This is a genomic window from Streptomyces sp. NPDC045701 (assembly GCF_056432045.1).
In genome coordinates this window covers 16,118-39,703 of sequence record NZ_JBWKJV010000036.1, presented here as the reverse complement: position 1 = coordinate 39,703, position 23,586 = coordinate 16,118, and the positions used below count along the sequence as shown (strand labels likewise).

General features: G+C 72.3%; 25 protein-coding genes and 1 tRNA gene. 5 read left to right on the top strand and 21 right to left on the bottom strand.

Annotated features, from left to right (window positions below; translation table 11 throughout):
- Positions 1-18 precede the first annotated feature (18 nt).
- Positions 19-765 carry a TetR/AcrR family transcriptional regulator gene (locus tag AC07DW_RS27185; protein WP_478860313.1) on the top strand — a complete coding sequence of 249 codons (747 nt, stop codon included), beginning with the start codon at positions 19-21 and terminating at the stop codon, positions 763-765.
- A 74-nt stretch (positions 766-839) separates the two neighbouring features.
- On the opposite strand, the gene AC07DW_RS27180 is transcribed toward AC07DW_RS27185, so the two are convergent.
- The 3 genes from AC07DW_RS27180 to AC07DW_RS27170 form a co-directional block, all read right to left on the bottom strand.
- Positions 840-1,658 (bottom strand): YceI family protein, encoded by an 819-nt coding sequence (locus AC07DW_RS27180; protein WP_478860312.1) that lies wholly within the window; start codon positions 1,656-1,658, stop codon positions 840-842.
- 109 nt (positions 1,659-1,767) lie between these two features.
- Complete coding sequence (locus tag AC07DW_RS27175) at positions 1,768-4,170, bottom strand: MFS transporter (protein ID WP_478860333.1); 2,403 nt, start codon at positions 4,168-4,170, stop codon at positions 1,768-1,770.
- 95 nt (positions 4,171-4,265) lie between these two features.
- The gene (locus tag AC07DW_RS27170; protein WP_478860311.1) at positions 4,266-4,721 is read right to left on the bottom strand and encodes a MarR family winged helix-turn-helix transcriptional regulator; all 456 of its coding nucleotides are present in this window, start codon (positions 4,719-4,721) and stop codon (positions 4,266-4,268) included.
- Positions 4,722-4,867: 146 nt separating this feature from the next.
- On the opposite strand from AC07DW_RS27170, the gene AC07DW_RS27165 reads away from it, so the two are divergent.
- A complete protein-coding gene (locus AC07DW_RS27165) occupies positions 4,868-5,068 on the top strand; it encodes a hypothetical protein (RefSeq protein ID WP_478860310.1) in 201 nt (66 codons plus the stop codon).
- A gap of 280 nt (positions 5,069-5,348) precedes the next feature.
- Here AC07DW_RS27165 and AC07DW_RS27160 read toward each other — a convergent pair whose 3' ends face one another.
- The 8 genes from AC07DW_RS27160 to AC07DW_RS27125 all read right to left on the bottom strand — a co-directional run bounded on the left by AC07DW_RS27160 (position 5,349) and on the right by AC07DW_RS27125 (position 9,788).
- Complete coding sequence (locus AC07DW_RS27160) at positions 5,349-6,272, bottom strand: RNA polymerase sigma factor SigF (RefSeq protein ID WP_478860309.1); 924 nt, start codon at positions 6,270-6,272, stop codon at positions 5,349-5,351.
- 233 nt (positions 6,273-6,505) lie between these two features.
- A complete protein-coding gene (locus AC07DW_RS27155; protein WP_199831293.1) occupies positions 6,506-7,345 on the bottom strand; it encodes an RNA polymerase sigma factor SigF in 840 nt (279 codons plus the stop codon).
- A gap of 193 nt (positions 7,346-7,538) precedes the next feature.
- Positions 7,539-7,832 carry a Dabb family protein gene (locus tag AC07DW_RS27150; RefSeq protein WP_478860308.1) on the bottom strand — a complete coding sequence of 98 codons (294 nt, stop codon included), beginning with the start codon at positions 7,830-7,832 and terminating at the stop codon, positions 7,539-7,541.
- A 9-nt stretch (positions 7,833-7,841) separates the two neighbouring features.
- Positions 7,842-8,006: a hypothetical protein gene (locus tag AC07DW_RS27145; protein WP_478860307.1), complete on the bottom strand. Its 165-nt coding sequence runs from the start codon at positions 8,004-8,006 to the stop codon at positions 7,842-7,844.
- A gap of 214 nt (positions 8,007-8,220) precedes the next feature.
- Positions 8,221-8,305 (bottom strand) — tRNA-Ser (locus AC07DW_RS27140).
- Positions 8,306-8,350: 45 nt separating this feature from the next.
- Entirely contained in the window at positions 8,351-8,779 is a 429-nt protein-coding gene (gene tadA, locus AC07DW_RS27135) for a tRNA adenosine(34) deaminase TadA (RefSeq protein WP_478860306.1), read from the bottom strand.
- A 65-nt stretch (positions 8,780-8,844) separates the two neighbouring features.
- A complete protein-coding gene (locus AC07DW_RS27130) occupies positions 8,845-9,378 on the bottom strand; it encodes a tRNA adenosine deaminase-associated protein (RefSeq protein ID WP_478860305.1) in 534 nt (177 codons plus the stop codon).
- Between the two features lie 206 nt (positions 9,379-9,584).
- Positions 9,585-9,788, bottom strand: a complete 204-nt coding sequence (locus tag AC07DW_RS27125) for a hypothetical protein (protein ID WP_478860332.1) — start codon at positions 9,786-9,788, stop codon at positions 9,585-9,587.
- Between the two features lie 83 nt (positions 9,789-9,871).
- On the opposite strand from AC07DW_RS27125, the gene upp reads away from it, so the two are divergent.
- Positions 9,872-10,507, top strand: coding sequence for a uracil phosphoribosyltransferase (gene upp, locus AC07DW_RS27120; protein ID WP_351824145.1), 636 nt, complete (start codon positions 9,872-9,874; stop codon positions 10,505-10,507).
- A gap of 16 nt (positions 10,508-10,523) precedes the next feature.
- Here the strand turns inward: upp and AC07DW_RS27115 are convergent, their stop codons facing one another.
- The 5 genes from AC07DW_RS27115 to AC07DW_RS27095 form a co-directional block, all read right to left on the bottom strand.
- Positions 10,524-11,153 (bottom strand): LytR C-terminal domain-containing protein, encoded by a 630-nt coding sequence (locus AC07DW_RS27115; RefSeq protein WP_478860304.1) that lies wholly within the window; start codon positions 11,151-11,153, stop codon positions 10,524-10,526.
- 107 nt (positions 11,154-11,260) lie between these two features.
- Positions 11,261-11,557: a type II toxin-antitoxin system VapB family antitoxin gene (locus AC07DW_RS27110; RefSeq protein ID WP_003999914.1), complete on the bottom strand. Its 297-nt coding sequence runs from the start codon at positions 11,555-11,557 to the stop codon at positions 11,261-11,263.
- 307 nt (positions 11,558-11,864) lie between these two features.
- Positions 11,865-13,409, bottom strand: coding sequence for a M28 family metallopeptidase (locus AC07DW_RS27105; RefSeq protein ID WP_478860331.1), 1,545 nt, complete (start codon positions 13,407-13,409; stop codon positions 11,865-11,867).
- A 138-nt stretch (positions 13,410-13,547) separates the two neighbouring features.
- The gene (locus tag AC07DW_RS27100) at positions 13,548-14,207 is read right to left on the bottom strand and encodes an HhH-GPD-type base excision DNA repair protein (protein WP_478860303.1); all 660 of its coding nucleotides are present in this window, start codon (positions 14,205-14,207) and stop codon (positions 13,548-13,550) included.
- Positions 14,208-14,332: 125 nt separating this feature from the next.
- Positions 14,333-14,752, bottom strand: a complete 420-nt coding sequence (locus tag AC07DW_RS27095) for a YciI family protein (RefSeq protein ID WP_478860302.1) — start codon at positions 14,750-14,752, stop codon at positions 14,333-14,335.
- Between the two features lie 290 nt (positions 14,753-15,042).
- Here AC07DW_RS27095 and AC07DW_RS27090 point away from each other — a divergent pair, with 290 nt between their 5' ends.
- Both AC07DW_RS27090 and AC07DW_RS27085 read left to right on the top strand, forming a co-directional pair.
- A complete protein-coding gene (locus AC07DW_RS27090; RefSeq protein ID WP_478860301.1) occupies positions 15,043-15,432 on the top strand; it encodes a hypothetical protein in 390 nt (129 codons plus the stop codon).
- A gap of 118 nt (positions 15,433-15,550) precedes the next feature.
- Positions 15,551-18,835, top strand: coding sequence for an AfsR/SARP family transcriptional regulator (locus tag AC07DW_RS27085; protein ID WP_478860300.1), 3,285 nt, complete (start codon positions 15,551-15,553; stop codon positions 18,833-18,835).
- Between the two features lie 44 nt (positions 18,836-18,879).
- On the opposite strand, the gene AC07DW_RS27080 is transcribed toward AC07DW_RS27085, so the two are convergent.
- From AC07DW_RS27080 to AC07DW_RS27060, 5 genes are all read right to left on the bottom strand, one after another.
- Positions 18,880-19,074: a hypothetical protein gene (locus AC07DW_RS27080; protein WP_478860299.1), complete on the bottom strand. Its 195-nt coding sequence runs from the start codon at positions 19,072-19,074 to the stop codon at positions 18,880-18,882.
- Positions 19,075-19,230: 156 nt separating this feature from the next.
- The gene (locus tag AC07DW_RS27075; protein ID WP_478860298.1) at positions 19,231-20,577 is read right to left on the bottom strand and encodes an MFS transporter; all 1,347 of its coding nucleotides are present in this window, start codon (positions 20,575-20,577) and stop codon (positions 19,231-19,233) included.
- Positions 20,578-20,714: 137 nt separating this feature from the next.
- Positions 20,715-22,001 (bottom strand): hypothetical protein, encoded by a 1,287-nt coding sequence (locus AC07DW_RS27070; RefSeq protein WP_478860297.1) that lies wholly within the window; start codon positions 21,999-22,001, stop codon positions 20,715-20,717.
- Between the two features lie 140 nt (positions 22,002-22,141).
- Positions 22,142-22,486 (bottom strand): hypothetical protein, encoded by a 345-nt coding sequence (locus tag AC07DW_RS27065; protein WP_478860296.1) that lies wholly within the window; start codon positions 22,484-22,486, stop codon positions 22,142-22,144.
- Positions 22,487-22,668: 182 nt separating this feature from the next.
- Positions 22,669-23,577: a LysR family transcriptional regulator gene (locus tag AC07DW_RS27060; protein ID WP_478860295.1), complete on the bottom strand. Its 909-nt coding sequence runs from the start codon at positions 23,575-23,577 to the stop codon at positions 22,669-22,671.
- Between the last annotated feature and the right edge of the window lie 9 nt (positions 23,578-23,586).

The window sequence follows — 23,586 nt, the reverse complement described above, 5'->3', positions numbered from 1 at the left end:
GAACGAGGAGGAAAGCCCATGGTGTCGGCGCGACGGACGAGCGTGTGGCTGGAGGGCAAGTCGCCCCGGGCGCGGAAGTCCGACCAGCCGTCCGGGCTCGACCGCGAGAGGATCACCGAGGCGGCGGTCCGGCTGCTCGACTCCGAGGGCCTGGCCGGGTTCTCGATGCGCAAGCTCGCGGCCGGGCTGGACGTCACCGCGATGTCGGTCTACTGGTACGTCGACACCAAGGACGACCTCCTGGAGCTGGCGCTCGACCGGGTGATGGGCGAACTCGCCCTCCCGGACGCGGGGCCCGGCGCGGACTGGCGCGAGCGGCTCCGGAAGCTGGCCACCTCGTACCGGGCGCTGTTCGTCGCCCACCCCTGGGCCGCCTCGCTGGTCGGCCGGTTCCTCAACATCGGCCCCCACTCCATGGAGTTCTCCCGCACGGTCCAGCACGTGATCGCCGAGACCGGGCTGCCGCTGCGCCTCCAGACCGGGGCGCTGGCGTCGGTGTTCCAGTTCGTCTACGGCTTCGGCACCATCGAGGGCCAGTTCCGGCAGCGGTGCGAGGAGGCCGGGATGACCCAGGACGAGTACTTCCGGCACGCCATGGGCGCCTTCCGCGACCAGCCCGCGTACGGCAAGGACTTCGAGCGGGCCGAGCGGATGATGGAGGCCCGGGGCGGGGACACCGTGGGGGAGATGCGGGACCGGGACTTCCGGTTCGCGCTGGACGTGCAGATCGCGGGCATCGAGGCGATGGTCGCCCGGGGCGCCTGACGCGCGGGGCCCGGCCCTGCGGCCGGGGGAGCCCGGGTGCGCGCGGGCCCGGCGCCGCGGTGGACGCGCGGGGCTCAGCCCTGCGGCAGCATGTCGCCCTGCACCGCCTGGATGTCCAGCTCCACCCGCAGGGTCGTGCCGATCGCCGAGATCCCCGCCTGGACGACCTGGTTGTAGTTCATGGCGAAGTCCTCCCGGTGCAGCTGCGCCGTCGCCCGGAAGGCCGCCCGTACCCCGCCCCACGGGTCCGGACCCGTGCCCAGGTACGTGAGGTCCAGGCCGACGTCCCGGACGACACCGTGGAGGGACAGCGCCCCGTGCACGGTCCAGCGGTCGGGGCCCGCCGGGGTCAGCCCGTGACCGCGGTAGGTGATCTCCGGGTAGGCGTCCACGTCCAGGAAGTCGGGCGACTTCAGGTGCTTGTCCCGCAGCGCGTTGCCCGTGTCGATGGACGCGGCCGATATCACCGCGTCCACCCGGGAGGCGGTGAGGTCCGGCGAGATCTCGATCCGGCCGCCGAAGTCGGTGAACCGGCCGTGCACGCTGGAGATGCCCAGGTGCTGGGCGACCGCGCCCACCGACGAGTGCGCCGGGTCCAGCGTCCAGACGCCCGGCGGGGGCAGTTCCACACCGCCCGCCCGCGCCAGGACCACCGTGCCGACCTCGGCCCGGCCGCTCGCCGTCACCAGCGCGGTGGACGCCGCCGGGGCGTACCCGACCGCCGTCACGATCACCGTGTACGGGCCGGGGGCCAGGGGCGTGTCCGCGACGACGGCGCCCTCGGTGTCGGCCTCGGCCCGCAGCACCTGCGCGCCGGTCATGTCGGTCACGGTCACCACGGCGTGCTGGACGGCCCAGCCGTCGCGGGTGCGTACCTGTGCGTGAAGTCCCATTCCCGTCTCTCTCCTCGTACAGAAAAAAGGGGCGGCAGGCCGTCCCCTGCCTGCCGCCCCGCCCGGCCGTGCCTCCGCTCGACGCGCGGCCGGGGTCCTTGGGTCCCGACTACTCGCCGGGGTGCGCGAGCTCGATGTCGTGGCCGTCGACTCCGCGTCCGGCCACCGTCAGGGCGCCCGCCACCGGCGGGTAGCCGGTCGCGATGACCGTGTACTCGCCCGCGTCCAGGTCGGCGAACCCGTAGGCGCCGTCCTCACCGGTGGTCGCCGTCGCGACGACGTTCCCGGCCGCGTCGACCAGCGTCACCCGCGCGTCCGCCAGCGGACGGCGGTCCGCCCCGGCGCGCACCGTGCCCTGGAGCCGGGCGCCGGCCCGGAGGAGCGCCTCCACCCGGGTGACGCCCTGGCCGCCGATGTCGACCGGCAGGGCGAGCGGACGGTGGCCCTCGGCGTTCACCGCGACGGTCACCGTGCCCGGCACCAGCTCGGCGAAGGCGAACGTGCCGTCCTGGGTGGACGTACCGGTGGCGAGGACGTCACCGCGCACATCCGTGACGATCACCATCGCGCCCTCGACGGGCTTCCCGCCCTCGGCGCTCCGGACGGTGCCGACCAGCCCGCTGGTACCGGACAGGAGGATGTCGTACGCCAGCGCCCCCTCGCCCACCACGACGGTGGACGCCTGCGGCTGGAAGCCGTCGGCCGAGGCGATCAGCACGTAGGAGCCCTGCCCCGGCGCGTCCAGCGCGTACCGGCCGTCTGCCTGCGCGACCGCGCGGCCCAGCTGGCGCCCGCCGAGGGAGATCAGCGTGACGGCGGCACGGGCGACCGGGGCGCCCTCGGCGGTGCGGACGATGCCGTGGACGGCGGTGCCGCCGCCGGCCGGCACGGCGGCCGGCGCGTCGGCGGTGGCCGCCGGGGACGCGGACGCCTCCGGGGCGGCGGCCGCGGCCGCGGCCGCGACGGCTGCCGTCGCCGCGTCCGGCGTCGCGCCGGGCTCGGACTCCGGCTTGGCGTGGCTCTTCAACGCGACCTCCTTGATGAACAGCGTCACGAGGAAGGCGATCAGGGCGAAGGGCGCGGAGTAGAGGAAGACGTCGGCCACACCGTGCCCGTACGCCGTCTCCATGACCGTGCGGAGCGGGACGGGCAGCGCGTCGAGGTCGGGGATGCCTCCGCCGCCCGTGCCGCCGTGGCCCAGGGCCGCGCCCTGCGGACCGAGGTCGGCGAGGCCGTCCTGGACGTAGCGGGTGACCCGGTTGGCCATGACCGCGCCCAGCGCCGAGACGCCGATGGCACCGCCGAGGGACCGGAAGAAGGTGACGACGGACGAGGCGGCACCGAGGTCGGAGGGGGCGACCTGGTTCTGGGTGCACAGCACGAGGTTCTGCATCATCATGCCGAGGCCCAGGCCCAGGACGGCCATGAAGACCGCGATGTGCCAGTACTCCGTGTCGTACCGGATCGTGCCCAGCAGGCCGAGGCCCGCCGTGACCAGCGCGCCACCGGCGACCAGCCACGCCTTCCAGCGGCCCGTCTTGGTGATGATCTGGCCGCTGACCGTCGAGGACAGGAACAGCCCGCCGATCATCGGAATGGTCATGACGCCGGACATCGTCGGCGACTTGTCGCGGGCGAGCTGGAAGTACTGGCTGAAGAAGACGGTGCCCGCGAACATGGCCACACCGACGAAGAGCGAAGCGAGCGAGGCCAGCGTGATCGTACGGTTGCGGAAGAGCCGCAGCGGGATGATCGGCTCGCTCGCCCGGGACTCGACCAGCAGGAACAGCGCACCGAGGACGACGGAGCCGCTGACCATGGTGTACGTCTGCCACGACGCCCAGTCGTACTTGTCACCGGCGAAGGTGACCCACACCAGCAGCAGCGAGACCGCCGCGCTGATGAAGAACGCGCCCGACCAGTCGACCTTCACCTGGCGCTTGACGACCGGCAGCTTCAGCGTCTTCTGGAGCACGATCAGCGCGATGACGGCGAAGGGCACGCCGACGTAGAAGCACCAGCGCCAGCCCAGCCAGTCGGTGTCGGTGATGACGCCGCCGAGCAGCGGGCCGCCGACGGTGGCGACGGCGAACGTGGCGCCGAGGTAGCCGCTGTACCGGCCGCGCTCGCGCGGGGAGATCATCGCGGCCATGACGATCTGCGCGAGGGCCGACAGGCCGCCGACGCCGACGCCCTGGACCACGCGGCAGGCGATGAGCATGCCGGCGTTCTGGGAGAGGCCGGCGACGACCGACCCCAGCACGTAGATGACCAGGGATATCTGGACCAGCAGCTTCTTGGAGAAGAGGTCCGAGAGTTTGCCCCACAGCGGGGTGGTCGCCGTCATCGCGAGCAGCGAGGCGGTCACGACCCAGGTGTAGGCGCTCTGGCCGCCGCCGAGATCGGAGATGATCTCGGGAAGGGCGTTGGAGACGATCGTCGAGGACAGGATGGCGACGAACATCCCGAGCAGCAGCCCGGAAAGCGCCTCCATGATCTGCCGGTGCGTCATCGGCGCGCCGTCGTCACGGGTCTTGGCGTGGCCGCCCCGCACACCGGCCGGTGTGGTCGTAGCCATGAAGTTCCTTTGCTTACGTATCGACGTACTTACGCGGGTGTACGGGTGGCGTGCGCCCGGCAGTCCCCGAAGGAGTCCCGGAGCCGGGCGAGCAGTGCGGTCAGTCGGCCGACGTCGTCGTCGGACCAGTCCTTGAGGGTGCGGGCGAACATGTCCGTGGTCCGACGGCCGAGGTCGTCGAGCATGTCCTGGCCCGCGGGGGTCAGCCGCAGGATGCGTGAGCGCCGGTCGTCCGGGTCGGGCAGCCGCTCGATCCAGCCCCGGTCCACGACGTGCGCGACATGGCGGCTGGTGACCGACATGTCGACGGCGAGCAGCTCGGCGAGGCGACTCATCCGCATGCCGCCGTGGTGGGCGACGAGGGACAGCACCGCCGCCGAGCCGCCGGGGCACTCGGCGGGCAGGGCCCGGGTGAGCCCCCGCTTGACGGCGCCGATGGCGCTCAGCTGCCTCGCCAGTTCCTCGTACTGACTCCGCTCGGCCATGGGCACCCCCACATCTTGTTGCTTAGGGCAACCATAGAAGCCGTTGGTTGCTACAGGCAAACTAAAAACGGGCGAAGGCGCCTAAAGTCCTGGCAAAGGCAGGCGAGGGTTGGGCGGTGGGGTCAGGTTCGCTAGGGTCCTGCCCCATGGCACACAACCCCCAGGGCCCCGACGGCAACTACGATCCGGCGGGCAGCACGCAGATGTTCCGCGCCTTCGTCGACGAGGGCACGCCGCGGCGGCCGCAGCAGGCGGCGGCCCAGTCCGGCCCCCGGGTCGGCCTGATCGCCGGCGTCGTCGCGGTCGTCGTGATCGTCGCCGCGGTCGCCTGGCTCGCGCTCGGCTGACCCCCGGCCGGGGCCCCGGCCCGGTTTCTCGTCCGGGGCCCCGCCCCGGGTCTCGACGCGCGGGCCCGGCGGTAGCCGTACGTCGCCGTCCGCGCCGGACCGGCGGCCGAGCGGTGCCGCCGCGGCCCGGTACGGCGCACGGCCCGGTACGGCGCACGGCCCGGCGCGCGGTCGGGCGCTCCGTGTGTACGGCGGAGCGCCGTCCCCGGCGCGCCGGGCCGACGGAACGGTTCGTCGCGCCCGTACGGCCGACGTACCGTCAATCGCGCATGGGGGCGGGTCAGTCGGAGATGAGGCCCTCGCGCAGCTGTGCGAGCGTCCGGGTCAGCAGGCGCGAGACGTGCATCTGCGAGATGCCGACCTCCTCGCCGATCTGCGACTGCGTCATGTTGGCGAAGAACCGCAGCATGATGATCTGCCGCTCGCGGGGCGGGAGTTTGGCGAGGAGCGGCTTGAGCGACTCGCGGTACTCGACGCCCTCCAGGGCGGTGTCCTCGTACCCGAGCCGGTCCGCCAGCGAGCCCTCGCCGCCGTCGTCCTCGGGGGAGGGCGAGTCGAGCGACGACGCCGTGTAGGCGTTGCCCACCGCGAGGCCGTCGACCACGTCGTCCTCCGACACGCCCAGTACGGCGGCGAGTTCGGGCACGGTCGGGGACCGGTCGAGCTTCTGCGCCAGCTCGTCGCTCGCCTTGGTGAGCGCCAGGCGCAGCTCCTGGAGCCGGCGCGGCACGCGCACCGACCACGAGGTGTCGCGGAAGAACCGCTTGATCTCCCCGACGACCGTCGGCATCGCGAACGTCGGGAACTCCACGCCGCGTTCGCAGTCGAAGCGGTCGATCGCCTTGATCAGGCCGATGGTGCCGACCTGGACGATGTCCTCCATCGGCTCGTTGCGCGAGCGGAAGCGGGCGGCGGCGTACCGCACGAGCGGCAGGTTCAGCTCGATGAGCGTGTCGCGGACGTACGTGCGCTCCGGACCCTCCACGCCTTCGGCGTCCAGGGCGGCGAGCCGCAGGAACAGCGAGCGGGACAGAGTGCGGGTGTCGATGGCGTCGGACGTCGACACCGTGTCCGGAGCCGCCGCGGGGCCGATCTGCGCGGGTACGGGAACCGGCGCCGGCACGGACTCCGGCACGGCTACGGGCACGGACGCCGGCACGGGCGTGAGCGTGAGCACCTTCGAGCTGCCCTGTTCTGCGGACATGCCACCCCCTTGAGGTCGCGGACGGTCGCGTGGGCCGCGACCATCGGAGGAACGCAGCCTCCACCTGAATACCGGAGCCGAGACTGCGGCAAACGCGGTTCCAGCAGAATGTCACATGTCGGCAACGCGCTGTAGTGACTTGTCGACAAGAATGCGGCAAGTATGCCCAGGAAGCTGTGGGTGTGGGGCTTTTGGGCCCCCGCTTCTGGGCTGAAAGGGTCTACCCGATCAGGTTACGCATCGATTCGATTTGCGGATCTCAGTCGGGCAAAACTGCGGGCCAGGAGCCGTGACACGTGCATCTGCGAGACGCCCAGTTCCTGACTGATCTGGGACTGCGTCAGGTTGCTGTAGTACCGCAGCATCAGGATCCGCTGCTCCCGCTCGGGCAACTGGACGAGGAGGTGGCGGACCAGGTCGCGGTGCTCGACCCCGGCCAGCGCCGGGTCCTCGTAGCCGAGCCGGTCGAGGAGGCCCGGCATGCCGTCGCCCTCCTGGGCCGCCTCCAGGGAGGTGGCGTGGTACGAGCGGCCGGCCTCGATGCAGGACAGCACCTCGTCCTCGGAGATCTTCAGCCGCTCGGCGATCTCGGCGGTCGTCGGGGATCTGCCGTGAGCGGTCGTCAGGTCCTCCGTCGCACCGTTGACCTGCACCCACAGTTCGTGCAGCCGGCGCGGTACGTGGACGGTCCGCACGTTGTCCCGGAAGTACCGCTTGATCTCCCCGACGACGGTCGGCATCGCGAACGTCGGGAACTGCACCCCGCGGTCCGGGTCGAACCGGTCGATCGCGTTGATCAGGCCGATCGTGCCGACCTGGACGACGTCCTCCATCGGTTCGTTGCGGGACCGGAAGCGGGCGGCGGCGTACCGCACCAGCGGGAGGTTCGCCTCGATCAGCGCCCCACGCACCCGGGTGTGTTCCGGGGTGCCGGGTTCCAGCGTCTTGAGCTGGCCGAACAGCACCTGGGTGAGCGCACGGGTGTCGGCGGCCCGCCCCTGTGCCGCGGTGCGGGCCTCCGGTTCGTTCTGGGGCGGCACCTGTTGAGGCGTCGTACTGGCCGGCACGTTCACGCCACCCCTTCACGATCGGTCTCGCGGTCAATAACGGTCAACTCATCCGTCAAAAGCGGTCATAGCATCACAAGACATGTCCACTGTGTGCAAGCACCTGATAACGTCGTGTTGTCGCCGTACAGCGCGAAAAACCCCGCACCGTAGGGTGCGGGGCTCACGTTCCGTCAGGCGCCGGGTGCCGGCGTACGGCTCAGAACTCGTAGTCGGCGATCACCCATGTGGCGAACTCGCGCCACTGTCCGGCGGCGGCCTGATGGGCGGGGTGCTCGATGTAGCGCTTCAGCGCGTCCTTGTCGGCCACCGCCGAGTTGATGGCGAAGTCGTACGCGATGTCCCGGTCGGTGATGTTCCAGGCGCATTCCCAGAACTCCAGCTCCGGGACGATCCCGCCCAGCTCCTCGAACGCCTTCACGGCCTCGGTGACGCGCGGCTCGTCGCGCCGCACCCCGTCGGCGAGCTTGAAGAGGACCAGGTGGCGGATCACGGCGGACTCCTAGTTGACGAGCTCGGTCATGAAGTCGCCGACGCCCTGCGCGGCGCTCGAAATGCCCTCGAACCCTACCCCCACGAGGTCGGCGGCGCGCTGGGGTGAGTTGATGATCGTGTACAGCACGAAGACGACGACCACGTACAGCGTGATCTTCCTTGCCTGCACCATCGACGCGGTCTCCCCGTCTCCCCTGTGATCCCCTCGGCGGTCGGGTGAGTCTAACCGAGCGTCCAAGAGTCAAGGTCCCGTCATACCGGGCCCTTTGCCGGTCCCCGCGAGGGCCCCCGGGGCGGTGCCTCCCGCTCGCGCCGCGCTCGGGATGCCGCGCCCGGCACGCGCGAAGGGCCCCGACGCCGAGGCGTCGGGGCCCTTCACACAAGAGCGGTAGCGGAGGGATTTGAACCCTCGGTGACTTGCGCCACACTCGCTTTCGAGGCGAGCTCCTTCGGCCGCTCGGACACGCTACCGAGAGAGAGCTTAGCCCAAGGGGGCCGCTACGAAGAAATCCGTTGTCAGCGGTCGCGGAAGAAACGGGTGAGGAGGTCCGCGCACTCCTCCGCCAGCACTCCCTGGACGACCTCCGGCCGGTGGTTGAGCCGCCGGTCCCGTACGAGGTCCCACAGCGAGCCGACGGCGCCCGCCTTCTCGTCCAGCGCCCCGAACACCAACCGGTCCACCCGGGACTGGACCAGGGCGCCCGCGCACATCACGCACGGCTCCAGCGTGACCACCAGCGTGCAGCCCGTCAGCCGCCACTCCCCGTGAGCCTCGGCGGCCCGGCGCAGCGCCAGCACCTCGGCGTGCGCGGTCGGGTCGCCCGTCACCTCGCGCTCGTTGTGACCGGTGGCGAGCACCGCGCCGTCCGGGGACAGGACGACCGCGCCGACCGGCACGTCGCCGGCCCGCGCGGCCCGCCCGGCCTCCTCCAGCGCGCGGCGCATCGGGGCCCGCCACGGCTCCCGGACGGGATCGGTCGCGGTGGGCGGGGGTGTCGTGGCCGGACGCACTAGCGGACGGCCTCCAGCACCTCCGCGGCGCCGAGCGCGTCCGCGATCTCGGACAGCGCGTCGGTGTCGAGCGCCATCAGTTCCCTCTCGGACAGGCCGAGGTCGGCCAGGATCAGCCGGTCGCCGACCGGCTCCGCGGGCACCACCTCGGCCGCCACCACCGATTCCTCCTCCTCGTCGTCGTCCTCGTCCGGCTCCCCGTCCTCGGTGCCGTCGAGGTCCAGCGCGTCCAGGTCGGGGCCGTCGTCCTCCTGGTCGTCGCCCAGCAGCTCCTTGGTGAGGATCTCCCCGTACGAGGAGCGGGCGGCGGCCGCTCCGTCGGAGACGTAGATGCGAGGGTCGTCCTCACCCTCCACGCGGACGATGCCGAACCATGTGTCCTCCTGCTCGATGAAGACGATCACTGTGTCGTCGTCCACCGAGGCATCACGGGCCAGCTCGGTCAGATCCGACAAGGTCTCCACATCGTCGAGCTCTGTGTCGCTCGCTTCCCACCCGTCTTCGGTGCGCGCGAGCAGTGCGGCGAAGTACACCGTGACTCTCCCACTGATCAGAGGTGTGACGATCGGGCGGCACGCTCCTGAATGCCCCGCCCACTCGGCATCGTGGCAGATACAAGGCCCTCAGGAGAGGTGTTCCGCTCTTGCGTCGTGCACCAGTCTGAGCCCGGCACCCGGTCCGTGTCACCAGCGGCCCGCCGCCCGGCCCCCGGCGGATCCCCGCCCGCGCCCCCGGCCGCTCACCAGCGGAACGTGCGCATGCGCATCTGCTGGCGCATCCTCGCGGCCCTCGCCCGGCGCGGCTGGACGCGGTCGCGCAGCGCCTTCGCCTCGTTCAGCTCCCGCAGGAACTGGGCGCGCCGCCGCCTGCGCTCGGCATCGCTCTCCAGACGGTCCTGCGCCCGGCCGTCCTGCTTCCGCTCCGGCTCTTCCGGCTCCGGCATCGCGACCACCCCCAGGCTGGGTCCGTCCACCCCACCTTCCCTCAGCGGCGGGGGTTGATGCCAGTGCGGCTACTGTTGAGGACATGCGGATCCACGTCGTCGACCACCCGCTGGTGGCGCACAAACTCACCACGCTGCGCGACAGGCGCACCGACTCCCCGACCTTCCGGCGGCTCGCCGACGAGCTGGTCACCCTGCTCGCGTACGAGGCCACCCGGGACGTGCGCACCGAGCAGGTCGACATCGAGACCCCGGTGACCCGGACGACCGGCGTGAAGCTGTCGAGCCCCAAGCCGCTCGTGGTGCCGATCCTGCGGGCCGGCCTGGGCATGCTCGACGGCATGGTGCGGCTGCTGCCGACCGCCGAGGTGGGCTTCCTGGGGATGATCCGCAACGAGGAGACGCTCGAGGCGTCCACGTACGCCACGCGCATGCCGGAGGACCTCTCCGGGCGCCAGGTGTACGTCCTGGACCCGATGCTGGCCACGGGCGGCACGCTGGTCGCCGCGATCCAGGAGCTGATCAAGCGCGGCGCGGACGACGTGACGGCGGTCGTGCTGCTGGCGGCGCCCGAGGGCGTCGAGGTCATGGAGCGCGAGCTGGCGGGTACGCCGGTGACGGTCGTGACGGCCTCGGTCGACGAGCGCCTCAACGAGCACGGTTACATCGTGCCGGGTCTGGGCGACGCGGGCGACCGGATGTACGGAACGGCCGACTAGCGGTTCGCGGTACCGCTCAGCACTTCCCGGAGGGCGCGGGCGCGGGCTTGGCCAGGGCGGCCAGGGCCGCGGTCGCGTCCTTCGGCGGTGCGAGGGTCTTGAAGGCGGTGCCGATGATCAGGTCCACGTCCGCCGTCGCGCGGGCGTCCATCTTGAGCGTGGCGCCCTTGAGCTGCGTGCTCAGCACGGGGAACGCGTTCTCCCGGGCCCCGGTGGCGCCCAGCAGCATGCCGGGGCCGGGGACCTTCTTGTCGTAGGCGGCCGGGGCGTTGCCCACCTTGCCGATGGCGAAGCCGCGCTTCTTCAGCTCGTCGGCGGTCGACTTGGCGAGGCCCGCCCGGGGGGTCGCGTTGTAGACGTTCACCGTGATCTGCGCCGGCCTGAGCGGTACGTGGACCGGGGTGACCGGGTTCTTCCGCGGCTTGCAGCCGGGGCCCGCCGCGGTGCGCGCCCGGATGTCGCCCGAGCCGCCGCCGAAGACGTCGATGAGCTGCAGCGTCCCCCAGCCGGCCAGGCCGAGGGCGACCACTGCGGCGAGGGCCGTGACGACGATCCGGCCGCGTCGTCGGGGGCGGCGCATGCGCGGGTAGGCATTACCCGTGATGCGGTACTTTCCGCCCATACCGGGGGGAGTGAGCATGCTCATGAGCGCAGCGTAATGCGGCCCGGTGACTATGCCTACTAAAGGATCAGCGGATGGGGCCGGACGGGTGGTAAAGGGCCCGAAAGGCTGACGTCGCCGGGTGGGTCCGCTCAGTCCAGCTCGAGCACGCGGGCGTGGAGCACCTGGCGCTGCTGAAGGGCCGCGCGCACGGCGCGGTGCAGTCCGTCCTCGAGGTAGAGGTCGCCCTGCCACTTCACGACGTGCGCGAAGAGGTCGCCGTAGAACGTCGAGTCCTCGGCGAGGAGCGTCTCCAGATCCAGCTGGCCCTTGGTGGTCACGAGCTGATCGAGGCGGACCGGGCGCGGCGCGACATCCGCCCACTGCCGGGTGCTTTCCCGGCCGTGGTCGGGATACGGCCGCCCGTTACCGATGCGCTTGAAGATCACACGGAAAGCCTACCGGGCGAGCGGCTCCTGGCGCAGCCACGCGACGCCGGTGCGCTGCGATTGGATTTTCCGCGAACCGGGACAGGTGGGGGTGCGGCGGTGGTGCCGGTCGGCGGGCGGGGCCGGCCGGGGGGCCGGTGCGGGCCGGGTGTGACGGGTCACGCGGGGAGGGGCGGGGCGGCGCCCCGGTGGGTCACCGGGGCGGGGCGCGCGTACGGGCGGAGCGCGGGACGGCGCGCCACGGGGGTGACCCGTGGCGCGCCGTCCCGGGCGTGTTGCCCGGCCTGCCCGTGTCCTGCCGGGGGCCCTACTCGGTCACGTCGTGGTCGTGGCCGTCGTGCAGGCCGCCGCCGCTGCCCGCGTCGCCGTCCGTGGGGACGGTGACGACCGGCTTGCGCAGCGAGCTGAGGTCGTGGGCGTAGACGCCCACGGCGTTGGCGATGACGTCGATGTTGGCGTCGAACGCCGTCATGTTGATGTTCTTGATGTCGTCGCACTTGGCGTGGTAGCACGCGTCGTACGCGGCTCCGGCCGTGCCGCCGAACTTCTCCGCCTGCTTCGCGGTCTTGAGGCCCTCGGCGCCGGTGAACGTGCCACCGGACGGGATGCCGACCTCGATGAACGGGCCGTAGTCCGAGCGGCCGGTGAAGTCGGTGCCCTCGTGCGGGCGGCCCTGCTTGTCCATGAACTCGTTGATGTCGCGCTCGATCTGCGCCGAGCCGGCCGGACCGGCGGGCGCGCCGACGGCGTCGGAGTCGTCGCCGTCGTACACGAACAGTCCGTAGTTCGGCGACGCGATCATGTCGAAGTTCAGGTAGAGCTTGAGCTCCTTGCGGTCCAGCTCGCTGAGGTTCGCGACGTAGTGCTCGGAGCCGAGCAGGCCGTTCTCCTCCGCGGACCACCAGGCGAAGCGCACCTTGTTGGTGGGCTTCTCCTTGGACTTGGCGAGGTCCAGGGCGACTTCCAGCAGACCGGCGGAGCCGGAGCCGTTGTCGTTGATGCCGGGGCCGGCCGTCACCGAGTCGAGGTGCGCGCCGAGCATCACGGTGTTGGCGGCGTTGCCGCGCGCGGTCTCCGCGATGACGTTGTTGGTGGTCCGCTTCTCCTGAAGCTGGCGGATCTCGAAGTTGACCTCGACCGGGCCCTTGGCCAGGTCGGCCACGAACTTCTCGCCGTCGGCCTGCGATATGCCACCGGTCGGGATCTTGCCGGCCGCCGGGTCGCCCAGGGTGCCGCCGAGGGAGCCGGGGACGTTGTTGTAGACGATGGCGCCGATCGCGCCCGCCGCGGCGGCCTGGGCCTGCTTGTCGGCGAAGGTGCAGCCGCCGCGCTTGATGAGGGCGATCTTGCCGGTGAAGGTGCCGGACGCGTAGTCGGCGGCCTCGCAGCCGGGCGTCGTGTCGGCGGCGGGGGCCGGGACGGCGGCGAGGCCGGCCCTCACCCCGCCGACCGGGGTCGACTTGGTGTACGTCATCGCCCCGATGGTGACGTCCCGCGGCGACGGCGAGACGACCGAGAGCTTCTCCGCCTGGGTCTGGGTGTAGATGAACTCGAACTTCTGGTACGAGACCTGGTAGCCGGCCTTCTTCAACTGCTGATACACGTACGCGGCCGAGGCGTCGTGTCCGAGCGAGCCGGCCGCCCGGTGGCCGTCGGCCGAGTCGGCTATCTGCTGGAACTTCTCCAGGTGCTTGTAGGCGTCCTTGCCGGACGCCTCCCGCACCAGCTTCTTGGACAGCTTGGCGGCGTCCTTGGCCGCTTCGGCGCCGGGGTCGTGCCGGCCGGCGGAAGCGGGGGAGGCGGAAGCCAGCAGGAGCGGGGTCGCGAGTGCGGCTGCGGCCAGGGTGGCCACGGCTCTGCGGTGGGATGCGTTCACAGAGGTCCTTCCCGGTGCGAACGAGGTTTAAGGGAAGCTAGCGATCTCCCACGCTCCTGTGAACAGATGTGCCGTAACTCACGTGATATTCCGTACGATTGGCAACGGAACATGTCACTCCGCCGCCGAAGATCCTGCGTCGGTGGCCGATTCGGCGTCCTGGGCGGTCTTGGCGCTCCTGGCCGGTTCGGCGCTCTTGGCGGCCTTGGCGGCGCGCTTGGCCTCCTGTTTGTACGCGCGGACCTTGGCGAGCGACTCCGGTCCGGTGATGTCGGCGGCCGAGCGGTACGCGCCCTCCTCGCCGTACGCGCCCGCCGCCTCCCGCCAGCCCTCGGGCCGTACGCCGTACCGCTTGCCCAGCAGTGCCAGGAAGATCTGCGCCTTCTGCCTGCCGAACCCGGGCAGGGCGAGCAGCCGGTCCAGCAGCTCCGCGCCGGAGGCGGCGTCCGACCAGACGGAGCTCGCGTCACCGCCGTACTCGTCCACCAGGTACCGGCACAGCTGCTGCACCCGCCTGGCCATCGAGCCGGGGTAGCGGTGCACCGCCGGCTTCGCGGACAGGAGGGCGACGAAGGCCTCCGGGTCGTACGCCGCGATCTCGTGCGCGTCCAGATCGTCGGCGTCCATGCGCCGCGCGATCGTGTACGGGCCGGAGAACGCCCACTCCATGGGGACCTGCTGGTCCAGGAGCATGCCGACGAGCGCGGCCAGCGGGCTGCGGCCGAGCAGCTCGTCGGCCTCCGGTTGCTGGGCGAGGTGGATCGTGGTCGTCATGGTTCGATGATCGCGCCGGTCCCGGCGGGCCGCACGGCGGAGCCGCCGGGCCGGCCGGTCGCCGGTGCCGGCGGGGCCGCCGGTGCCCGCCGGCCCCGCGCCGCATCCGGGCCGAGCGCGCCGGCTCAGGTGGTGAGTTCCTCGCCGCTCTCCGCGATGGGCCGGATGACGACCGGGTACTCGGGCGCGCCCTCGGGCTGCGGGCAGCGGGCGACGCGCGCCGCGATCTCGGTGACGCGCTCCAGGCTCGCGCAGTCGAGCACCCAGTACCCGGCCAGCAGCCGCTCGGTCTGCCCGTACGGGTCGTCCGTGACGACCGGCCGGCCGTCCTCGCCGAGGCTGACGAACCGGGTCTTCCGGGGTTCGGCGAGGCCCTGGCCGTCGACCAGCTCACCGTTCTCGGCGAGCTCGTCGTTGACCTCCCGCATGAAGGCGAACATCGTCTCGATGTCCTCCTCGGTCCAGGCGGGACTGTCCCTGGAGGGCCTGCCGGTCATCGCGTCGTAGTCCGCCTGGGTGCCCTGCACCATCATCAGGTACTTCATGACGCCGCTCCTCACGGTCGCTGCCTCGACCAGCGCGGGCGTCCGTCCGGCGCCCCGTCCACCGGCCTCTTCCAGCGTCGTGGAGGAACGCCCGGTCCCGGGCGGGCGACTGGGCCCGTTGGCCGCATCCGTCGCCCGCCCGTGAGCCGGTGCGCACCCGATCGAGGGAAGCCACCCTCCCCACCCGGGAATCCGGTCATACGATCACCGCGGTTTCCCGAACCTTCCGACCGGACCAGAGGGCCGCCGCGAAGATCCGCCGTCTGTTCGCGACCGTCGCCGTCGCCGCCGTGACCGCGTACGCCGTACTGATCACCGTCACTCCGGCGTTCGCCCACACCGCTCCGGCGGCCCGCCGGCCGCAGGCCCCGCCCCCGGGCCGGCCGGCGGCGGACGACGTCGCCACCCCCTCCCCGATGGAGCCGGAGTACGGCTTCGACGTCGTCGCCGGGGCTCCCCTCGCCGTCCCGACCGCCACCCGGGCGGCCTCCCCGGCCCCTCCCGGAGCGCGGGGCTCGGCCTCGGCCCGGCCGGCCGGCTCCGCCGCGGGCACCCTCGCCGACACGGGCCCCGCCTCCGCCCTGCCCGCCGCCGCCCTCGCCGGCGCGGCGGCGGCCGCGGGAACCGGCGCGCTCGTCGCCGTACGCGCCGGACGGCGGACGGCGGACGGCGGGGCGTGACCCCGGAGGCCGGCTCCCCGTCCCCGCCCGCGGCTCATTTCCGCTGATCAGGCTGGCAGAAGCCATTGCTCTGGAGGGCCGCGAGACTAGGATCGCCGCACCAGGAAAGGGGGCGCGCGTGGGTTTCGGGGCAGGAGTGCGGTTTCACGTCCTCGGCACGGTGGAGGCCTGGTGCGCCGGGGAGCGGCTGCGACTCGGCGGCGTGATCCAGGAGCGCATCCTCGGCACCCTTCTCCTGGAGCACGGCAGGGTCGTTCCCGTCGCACGGCTCGTCGAGGCGGCCTGGGACGAGGCGCCGCCTTCCAGCGCGGGGCACCAGGTGCGCAAGGCGGTGTCCGATCTGCGCCGGCGCATTCCGGGTGGCGCGGGGGTCATCGTCACGGACGGGCCGGGGTACCGCGTCGAGGGATCCGGGTACGAACTGGACCTGGCCGAGTTCGCCGACGCGCTGCGCGCGGCACGGGAGGCGGTCACGCTCGGCGGACACCAGGAGGCCGCCGACACCCTGGGCCGGGCGCTGGCGCTGTGGCGGGGGCCGGTCATGGCGGGGCGCGGCGGCAGGGTGATCGAGGCGGCGGCGGCCGTCTGGGAAGAACGCCGACTGGCGGCGGCCGAGCAGTACTACGCACTGCGCCTCGGCCTGGGGGAGGCCGATGAACTGGTCGGCGATCTGCGTGGGCTCGTGTCGCAGCACCCGCTGCGGGAGGCCCTGCGCGGGCACCTGATGCTCGCCCTGTACCGGGCGGGGCGGGGCGCGGAGGCCCTGGAGGAGTTCCGCGCGGGGCGGGCGCTGCTCGCGGAGGAACTGGGCATCGACCCCGGGTCGCGGCTGGTGGCGCTGCACGAGCGGATGCTGCGGGAGGACCCGGCGCTCGCCGCGCCCGACCGGACCGCCGATCCCGCCGTAGCGGTACGCGTGCCCGTACGCGCACCGGGCACTCCGGCGGCGGGCACGGGCGGCGGCACGGGCCCGGACGCGGCGGGTTTGGGGGAGTCTCCGGGGCCCGCGGATCCGGACACGGACGGCGGGCCCGTGCGGGAGGTGGCGGCCCCGGACGGCGGGCGCGGCGGGACGGGCGCCGGAGCAGCGCCCTTCGCCGCTCCCGACCCGGCGCACGGGCAGGGCATCCGCGCACTCCCGTACGACCTGCCCGACTTCACCGGCCGCGACGAGGAACTGGAGTCGCTGCTCGCCCACGCCCGCCGTCCCGGCGGCGAGTCGACGCGCGTCATCGCGATCGACGGAATGGGCGGCTCCGGGAAGACGGCGCTCGCCGTGCACGCCGCCCACCGGCTCGCGCCGTACTACCCCGACGGCCAGCTCCACATCGACCTGCGCGGCTTCACCCCCGGCGAGAGCCCGTTCGAGCCGGGTGCGGCCCTGGAGAGTCTGCTGCGGGGGCTGGGCCCCTCCGACCTGCCCCTCCCGGACGGCGTGCAGGAGCGTGCCCGGGTGTGGCGGGCGGCGCTGGCGGGCAAGCGGGTCCTGGTCCTGCTGGACAACGCCGCCGACACCGCGCAGGTGCTGCCGCTGCTACCCGCGTCCCCGGGCTGCCTGGTGCTGGTCACCAGCCGGGCCCGGCTGGTGGACCTCGACGGCGCCGAATGGTTCTCCATCGGCATGCTGGCGCCCGGGGACAGCGCGGCGCTCCTCGCCGAGACCCTCGGCGCCGCGCGTACGGCCGCCGAACCGGAGGCGGTGGCCGAACTGGCCGAGCTGTGTGCCGGGCTGCCCCTCGCACTGCGCATCGCGGCGGCCCGGTTGCGCAACCGGCCCCGGTGGACGGTGCGCCACCTGGTCGAGCGGCTCCGGCACGAGACGCGGCGGCTGGACGAGCTGAGCGCCGGGCAGCGCAGCGTCACGGCCGCGCTGGAACTGTCGTACCAGTCACTGGGGGCCCGGCAGCGGGCCGTGTTCCAGCTCCTGGGACAGCACCCCGGCGCCGAGATCGACATCTGGTCGGCGGCGGCGCTGGCGGGTACACCGGCCCGTGAAGTGGAGGACGTACTGGAACACCTGCTGGACGTCCACCTCCTCCAACAGCACACGGAGGAGCTGTACAGCTTCCACGACCTGGTGCGCAGCTTCGCCCGGTCGCTCCGGGTCCACGGGAGCGAAGGGAGCGGCGGAGCGGGCGGAGCCGGTCAGGCGGACGGGAACGGTCAGACGGGCGGGAACGGGGACGGGGACGGAGACGGTGTCGGCGTCGTGGCCGAGCGCCTCCTGCCGTACTACCTGGCCGCGACGGAGGCCGCGTGCGAGGTGCTGTACCCCGACCGGCTGCGGTACGCGACGGGTGCCACCGTGCCGACGGAGCTGCCCCCGTTCCCCGGCGCCCACGAGGCGCTGGCCTGGTTCGACCGGGAGCGGCACGCGATCCGGCTCGCCCTGGACCGGGCCGGAGACGTCGCGGACCAGCGGTGTGTCCTGCACCTCTCCCGGAACCTCGCCTTCTACTTCTACACGCGCAGCCGAGTCGAGGAGCAGGCGGCGCAGGGCGTCGCCGCCGTCCGCGCCGCGCGCCGCCTGGGCGACCCGACGCTGGTGAGCCTGAGTCTGAACAACCTGGCCGTGGCCCACTGGAGGCTCGGCCGGTTCACCGACGGTGTGGCCGCCGCCTCCGAGGCGCTGGAGATCTCCCGGCGGTCCGGCGACCGGCAGCACGAGGCCATCAGCGTCGGCAGGCTGGGCCTGCTGCACAGCGCGCTCGGGGACGTCGACACCGCGCTGCGCCACCTGGAACGGGCGGTGGTGCTGCGCAAGGAGAGCGGGGACGAGGTCGGCGAGGCCGAGAGCTGGACCAACCTCAGCCCCGTCTACCGCTGGCTCGGCCGATTCCCCGAGGCCACGGGGGCGGCACGACGGGCGGTGCTCATCAACCGGCGGATCGGCTCGTACGACAACGAGAAGATGGCCCTGATCGAACTGGCGGCCACCAGCCTCGCCACCGGTGACGTCCGGGAGGCGCTCGGCACCCTCGAACGGGCCCTGGCGCTCGGTGACGAGACCCGCAGGTCGGAGAACCACGCCCTGGCGCTGGCGTTCGCGGCGGAGGCCCGGCAGTTCCTCGGCGACGGAGTGCGCGCCCTGACGGACGCGGACCGGGCCCTGGACGTCGTCGCCCGCTCCGGGGCGAGGCTCAGGTCCGCCGAGGTCGAGAACATCGTGGGCCGGGTCCACCGCCGGAGCGGCGACCCGGCCGGGGCCCTGCGACTGCACACGAGCGCCCTGCGGCGCTGCACGGAACTCGGCTACCGGGTGGAGGCCGCCTGCGCCCTGGCGGGTCTGGCCCGCGCCGCCGAGGAGGCGGGGGACGCCCGGGCGGCGCAGGAGCACCGCCGCGAGGCCGACGCGCTCTTCGACGACCTGGGCGTACCGGCCACCCACCGCGCCTGGGCCTGACGAGTCCCCGGCCGGCCGGGGCGGGGCCGGGCCCCCGCGGCGGTTCAGGCCCTGGGGGGGACCCCCGTGATGACGACGGGCACGCCGGGCTTGGGGGTCGACGGCCCCTCGTCACCCGCGACCACCGTGGTCGTGCCGCCGGGCGCCCGGCCCGTGTGCGCCGCCGTGGCCGCGCCCCCCAGCGCGATCGCGAACACCATGGCGAGTACTCCGGTCACCCTGGCCACCCTGCTGTGCATGTCCCACCCCTTGGATCAGTCCGTCCGGTTGCTCTTGGTCCTTCCGATACTGGTGGTGGGGGTTCCCGAAGCCGTCCCCTTCCCTTCCCCCGTCTTCTCGGGGGACGGTACCGAGCGGCCGCCCGTACGTCAGGAGGGCCGCTCGGGAAAGGCCGGTCAGGAAGGGGTCGGCGCGGTCGCCCGCTCCTTCTCCTCCCGCGGGCCCGCCGTACCGCCGGCCGCCGCCGTGCCGTGGTCCTGCGCACCGCCGTCCGCGTCCGGCCCGTCGGGGCGCGGTGCCCGCAGGTCGACCCACCGCACGGTGGCCAGCGTCAGCAGGACGGGGAGTACGCCGCCGAGCACGAACAGCCAGACCATGAAGTCGCGGTCCGGGCTCAGGCCGGCCAGCACCGCCGACAGCGGGACGAGCGCCAGGGAGCCCAGCCAGTCGATGCTGATGACCCGGCCCCGGACGGCACTGGGCACGGAGGTCTGCACCAGCGTGGACCAGTACACGTTGCCGACGGTCGAGAAGAAGCCGTACATGGCGCCCAGTGGCAGCAGCATCCAGAAGGACGGTACGAACACCATCAGCGCGAGCGGGGCGGCACCGGCCGTCCAGGCGAGCAGCATCCGGCGCGGGTAGTCACGGGGCGGCTTGCGCGAGGCGAGCACCAGCGATCCGACCACCGCGGCGATACCGGTGACCGCGATGAGCGTGCCGTAATCACGGGCGTCGCCACCCAGGTCGTTGTGGATGACGAACGGCAGCAGGATCTGTCGCGGCCCCGACTGGAGGAGCAGGACCACGCCGGACCAGACGATCAGGACCCACAGCCAGCGCTCGCCGAACAGGTAGCGCAGCGCCTCGCGGTACGGGACACCGTCCGCCTCGGCCGTCGCGTCCCCTTCCTCGGCGGCGCCGGCCGACCGGGGCACCACGATCATCGCCACGCACATGGCCGCGGCACCGAAGCTGACCGCGTTCAGCACGATGATGCTGAGCGCGTCGATCAGCGAGATGAGCAGCCCGCCGACCGCCGGGCCGACCATGCGGACGGCCAGGGACCGGACGACCGACTCCATCGCGTTGGCCGCGTGCAGGTCGTCCTTCGGCACCAGGTCGGGGGTGAAGGCGTCCGACGCCGGGCCGCTGATCGCCGCGGCGGCGCCCAGGACGAAGGCCGCGCCGACCAGCTGCCAGATCTGCAGACTGCCCGTCAGGTGGACGACCGCGAGTGCGGCGAGCACGGTGAAGGCGGCCGCGTACGACCAGCCGATGACCAGCTTGCGCGGGTACCGGTCGGCGAGCGCGCCCCCGACCAGCACGCAGGAGATGAGGCCGACGGACTCGGCGCCCACCACCATCGCCAGGTCGGAGCTGTTGCCGCCCAGCTCCATCGCGACCCACGGCAGGGCGACCAGCCAGACGCCGTCCCCGAGCATGCTGATGACGAAGGAGATGAAGAGCAGGCGGTAGTTCCGGTGCCGCAAGGGCGCCAGTGACGTGGACAGGGACAGCATCGGATTCCCAACTCCGGTAGGGCGGGGGGCGAGGACGGGGCAACGCGTGGCGCCGTGGACGCGGCCGGCGTCGTCGCGGCGGCCGCGCTCACGGTCGTGGGAGGGGGAAGGAGGACCGGCCCGGGCAGGGGCCGGGGTCAGGAGGCGGCGGAGACCTTCCTGCGCAGGGCGACCCGGATCTCCTTGCCGTCCCGGCCTTTGATCATCATCACGGACGGTGTGGAGTGGGTGACCGGCATCTCCCGCAACTGCTTCTGGTCGGCGACCCTTGCCTCGTAGTACTCGCGGCCCGCCGGCACGGTGTTTGCCCGCAGGGACGGGATCGGGCGCTTGGGGACCGGCCAGTCGATGACGTCGTTGCCCGGCTGGTACTCGCTCCCGTCCTCGGGCAGGAGGGTGCGCGGCCGGTTGATCGTGTAGACGTTCTCCAGGTGCTCGAAGGCGTGGCCGACTCCCGGCGGGATCAGCAGGTAGCGCTCGGGGTCGGGGAAGAACCGGTAGGCGACGTCGGCCCCGTACGTCGGCGAGTCCACCCGCGTGTCGATGAGGTGGAGGGTGACCTCCTGGTCGCGGGGCCCGGCGAAGGTCAGCCGGTCCTCCTGGCCCAGGTGGATCCCGTACGCGTCGTGGGTGTAGCCGGTCTCGCCGTGGTCGATGAAGTAGAGCGGGTGCCGGTCCAGGAGGGCGGAGAAGCCGGACTCAGGGCCGGAGGAGATCACCGGGTGCCGCACCCATCCGACGCCGAACACCTCGGCCAGGGGATCCCAGTTCTTCCGCTCGTCGCGCTGGAGGAGCCGGCGCAGTTCCACACGGCGGACCGTGCCGTCGGCCAGCCGCACGTCGCGCGTGACGGGGTACTCGTACGCCACCTTGGGGATCATGGCGCGCTGCTGGGCGGCGACCATGTCGTACCAGAGTTCGCTCGCCGGGTGGGAGTTGGGCTTGTAGAGCGGCAGGTCCTCGTCGGCGACGTCCAGCGGGAGGTTGATGATGTCCGCGTCGGGCTGCCAGTCGAGGGTGCCGTGCACCCATTCCTCCGGATCGGGCAGGAAGAGCTCGTACGAGTTGATGGTGTTGACGTACTCCAGGCCGTCGAACGTGTGGGCCACGCCCGGCGGGATGTAAAGCGCCCGGGCGGAACCGGGGGCCCAGGTGTGCTCCTCCCTGACACCGGCCGTCGGGGAGCCCTCGCGGCAGTCGATGAAGTGTCCGGTGACCGTTCCGGTGCTCGGACCGAGGAAGGTCAGGACGTCCGCCTGGCCGAGGTGGATACCGTAATGTCCATAGCTGAATTTGGTTTCGCCGTGGAATACGAGAGTCGCCGGCCGCAGCGTCGGAAAGGGGACGACATAGGAATCGTTCCCGTTCTCGATCCGCCAGTTTTCCTGCCAGCGCAGTCCATCAATGGAGAACGACCCGTTCACAATGTCCCTCTTTCTTTCGTCGTGTCGGCCGGTGGTGGGGCGGTGGCCGGAAAGGGCCGGAGGGGGCCCGTTGGGCGGTTCCGGGGCGGCCCGGTCCCGGACGCCGAGGTCCGGGACGGGGCCGTGCCGCCCCTGCCGTGTCAGGCGAGGATCTCGACCTCGTAGCCCGCCGCCTCGGCGGCGGCGCGCAGGTCCTCGATGGACGTGGTCGGGAGCTCGTCGAAGATCTCCGCGACGGCCGCCTGCTTGATGCCGGCCAGCGAGGCGGAGAGGCGAGCGGCCTGGTCGGCGCCCTCGAACTTGGTGAACGCCAGGTTCGTCAGCAGCGACTGCAGGGCCTCGTCGCCGGAGGCGGCGGCGTCGCGGAGCTTCGCCATGGTCTCGTCGTCCACGCCGCTCCAGTCGGCGTCGAACTGGGCACCGGAGGCGTACAGGCCGGTCAGCATCTGGTGGGCCTCGGTGGTGGTGATCGCCTTGTCGTTCATGGTCGACTCCTTTTTCGCCGAGCACGGTCACGGTATTTCCGCTGTGAGGGGCGGTCCGTGTTGATGATGTGATTTCATCAGCCGGTGGGATGCCGGTCAATGAATTCCTCATCGGCTTACGGCAATCCAGAATTCGGACATTCCGATGGGTCGGCTTCCGGTGCCGGGAAAGTCCTGGTGGTTCATGCCGCGGCGGTTTCCTGGTCCTCGGCGAGGACAGCGCGGGCCTGTTCGGCGAAGAGCCGCATTTCCCGGGTCGGGGAGGTACGGGGACGCCGGACGAGCTGGGTGAACACCTCGAAGGGCGGCGTCCAGGCCAGAGCGACGAGCGCGCCGGACTCCACGTCCTCCCGAACGGCGACGGCGGGCAGCAGCCCCACCCCGAGACCGGCCGCGGCCCACCGCTTGGTCGACTCGACCGTCCCGGACTCCAGCAGCGGCACGGGAGCGCCCGGCCGGCCGCGCGACTCCGTCTCCAGCAGCCGCCGGTGGCCGCGCCCCGACTCCGGAGCCAGCACCGGCACATCCCGCAGGTCCGCCGAGCCGACCCGCGCCCGCCCCGCCAGCGGGTGGCCCGGACCGGTGACCGCGACGAGCGGCTCGGGACCGAGGACCTCGCTGTCCACTCCGCGGTGCCGCGTCTCCGCCGACATCAGCAGGCCGATGTCGACCGTGCCCTGCCGCAGCGCGTGCAGTACCTCGGCCCCGGAGCCCGGTCTGAGCACCAACTGGAGCCCGGGGTAACGGTGGTGGAAGTACTCCAGGACGGGTGGCAGCCGGTAGGTGGCGAGGGTCTCCATGGTGCCGATGACCAGTTGCCCGGACGGCTCGGGCGGACCGGCCGTCGCGCCGCGCGCCTCGTCGGCGAGGGACAGCAGGCGTTCGGCGTAGGGAAGCAGACGCCGGCCGGCCGGGGTGAGCCGGACCTGCCGGCCGGAGAGCCGCTCGAACAGCTCCACCCCCAGCGAGTTCTCCAGACCTCTGATCTGTCCGGTGACGCTGGACTGCGCGTAGTTGAGTTCGGCCGCCGCCCGGCTGAAGCTGAGCAGCGTGGCGGCCCTCTGGAAGGTCGTGAGCTGGCGAATGTCCACCTGTGGTCC

What these genes read in the sequence shown, in the direction of transcription:
- AC07DW_RS27185 (WP_478860313.1), top strand. Translation starts at nt 19, where the DNA reads ATGGTGTCGGCGCGACGGACGAGCGTGTGGCTGGAGGGCAAGTCGCCC.
- AC07DW_RS27095 (WP_478860302.1), bottom strand. Translation starts at nt 14,752, where the DNA reads ATGAAGTACCTGATGATGGTGCAGGGCACCCAGGCGGACTACGACGCG.
- tadA (WP_478860306.1), bottom strand. Translation starts at nt 8,779, where the DNA reads ATGCGCCGCGCGCTGGAGGAGGCCGGGCGGGCCGCGCGGGCCGGCGAC.
- AC07DW_RS27170 (WP_478860311.1), bottom strand. Translation starts at nt 4,721, where the DNA reads ATGGCCGAGCGGAGTCAGTACGAGGAACTGGCGAGGCAGCTGAGCGCC.
- AC07DW_RS27080 (WP_478860299.1), bottom strand. Translation starts at nt 19,074, where the DNA reads ATGCACAGCAGGGTGGCCAGGGTGACCGGAGTACTCGCCATGGTGTTC.
- AC07DW_RS27100 (WP_478860303.1), bottom strand. Translation starts at nt 14,207, where the DNA reads ATGACGACCACGATCCACCTCGCCCAGCAACCGGAGGCCGACGAGCTG.
- AC07DW_RS27175 (WP_478860333.1), bottom strand. Translation starts at nt 4,170, where the DNA reads ATGACGCACCGGCAGATCATGGAGGCGCTTTCCGGGCTGCTGCTCGGG.
- upp (WP_351824145.1), top strand. Translation starts at nt 9,872, where the DNA reads ATGCGGATCCACGTCGTCGACCACCCGCTGGTGGCGCACAAACTCACC.
- AC07DW_RS27165 (WP_478860310.1), top strand. Translation starts at nt 4,868, where the DNA reads ATGGCACACAACCCCCAGGGCCCCGACGGCAACTACGATCCGGCGGGC.
- AC07DW_RS27160 (WP_478860309.1), bottom strand. Translation starts at nt 6,272, where the DNA reads ATGTCCGCAGAACAGGGCAGCTCGAAGGTGCTCACGCTCACGCCCGTG.
- AC07DW_RS27145 (WP_478860307.1), bottom strand. Translation starts at nt 8,006, where the DNA reads ATGGTGCAGGCAAGGAAGATCACGCTGTACGTGGTCGTCGTCTTCGTG.
- AC07DW_RS27125 (WP_478860332.1), bottom strand. Translation starts at nt 9,788, where the DNA reads ATGCCGGAGCCGGAAGAGCCGGAGCGGAAGCAGGACGGCCGGGCGCAG.
- AC07DW_RS27065 (WP_478860296.1), bottom strand. Translation starts at nt 22,486, where the DNA reads ATGAACGACAAGGCGATCACCACCACCGAGGCCCACCAGATGCTGACC.
- AC07DW_RS27115 (WP_478860304.1), bottom strand. Translation starts at nt 11,153, where the DNA reads ATGAGCATGCTCACTCCCCCCGGTATGGGCGGAAAGTACCGCATCACG.
- AC07DW_RS27180 (WP_478860312.1), bottom strand. Translation starts at nt 1,658, where the DNA reads ATGGGACTTCACGCACAGGTACGCACCCGCGACGGCTGGGCCGTCCAG.
- AC07DW_RS27075 (WP_478860298.1), bottom strand. Translation starts at nt 20,577, where the DNA reads ATGCTGTCCCTGTCCACGTCACTGGCGCCCTTGCGGCACCGGAACTAC.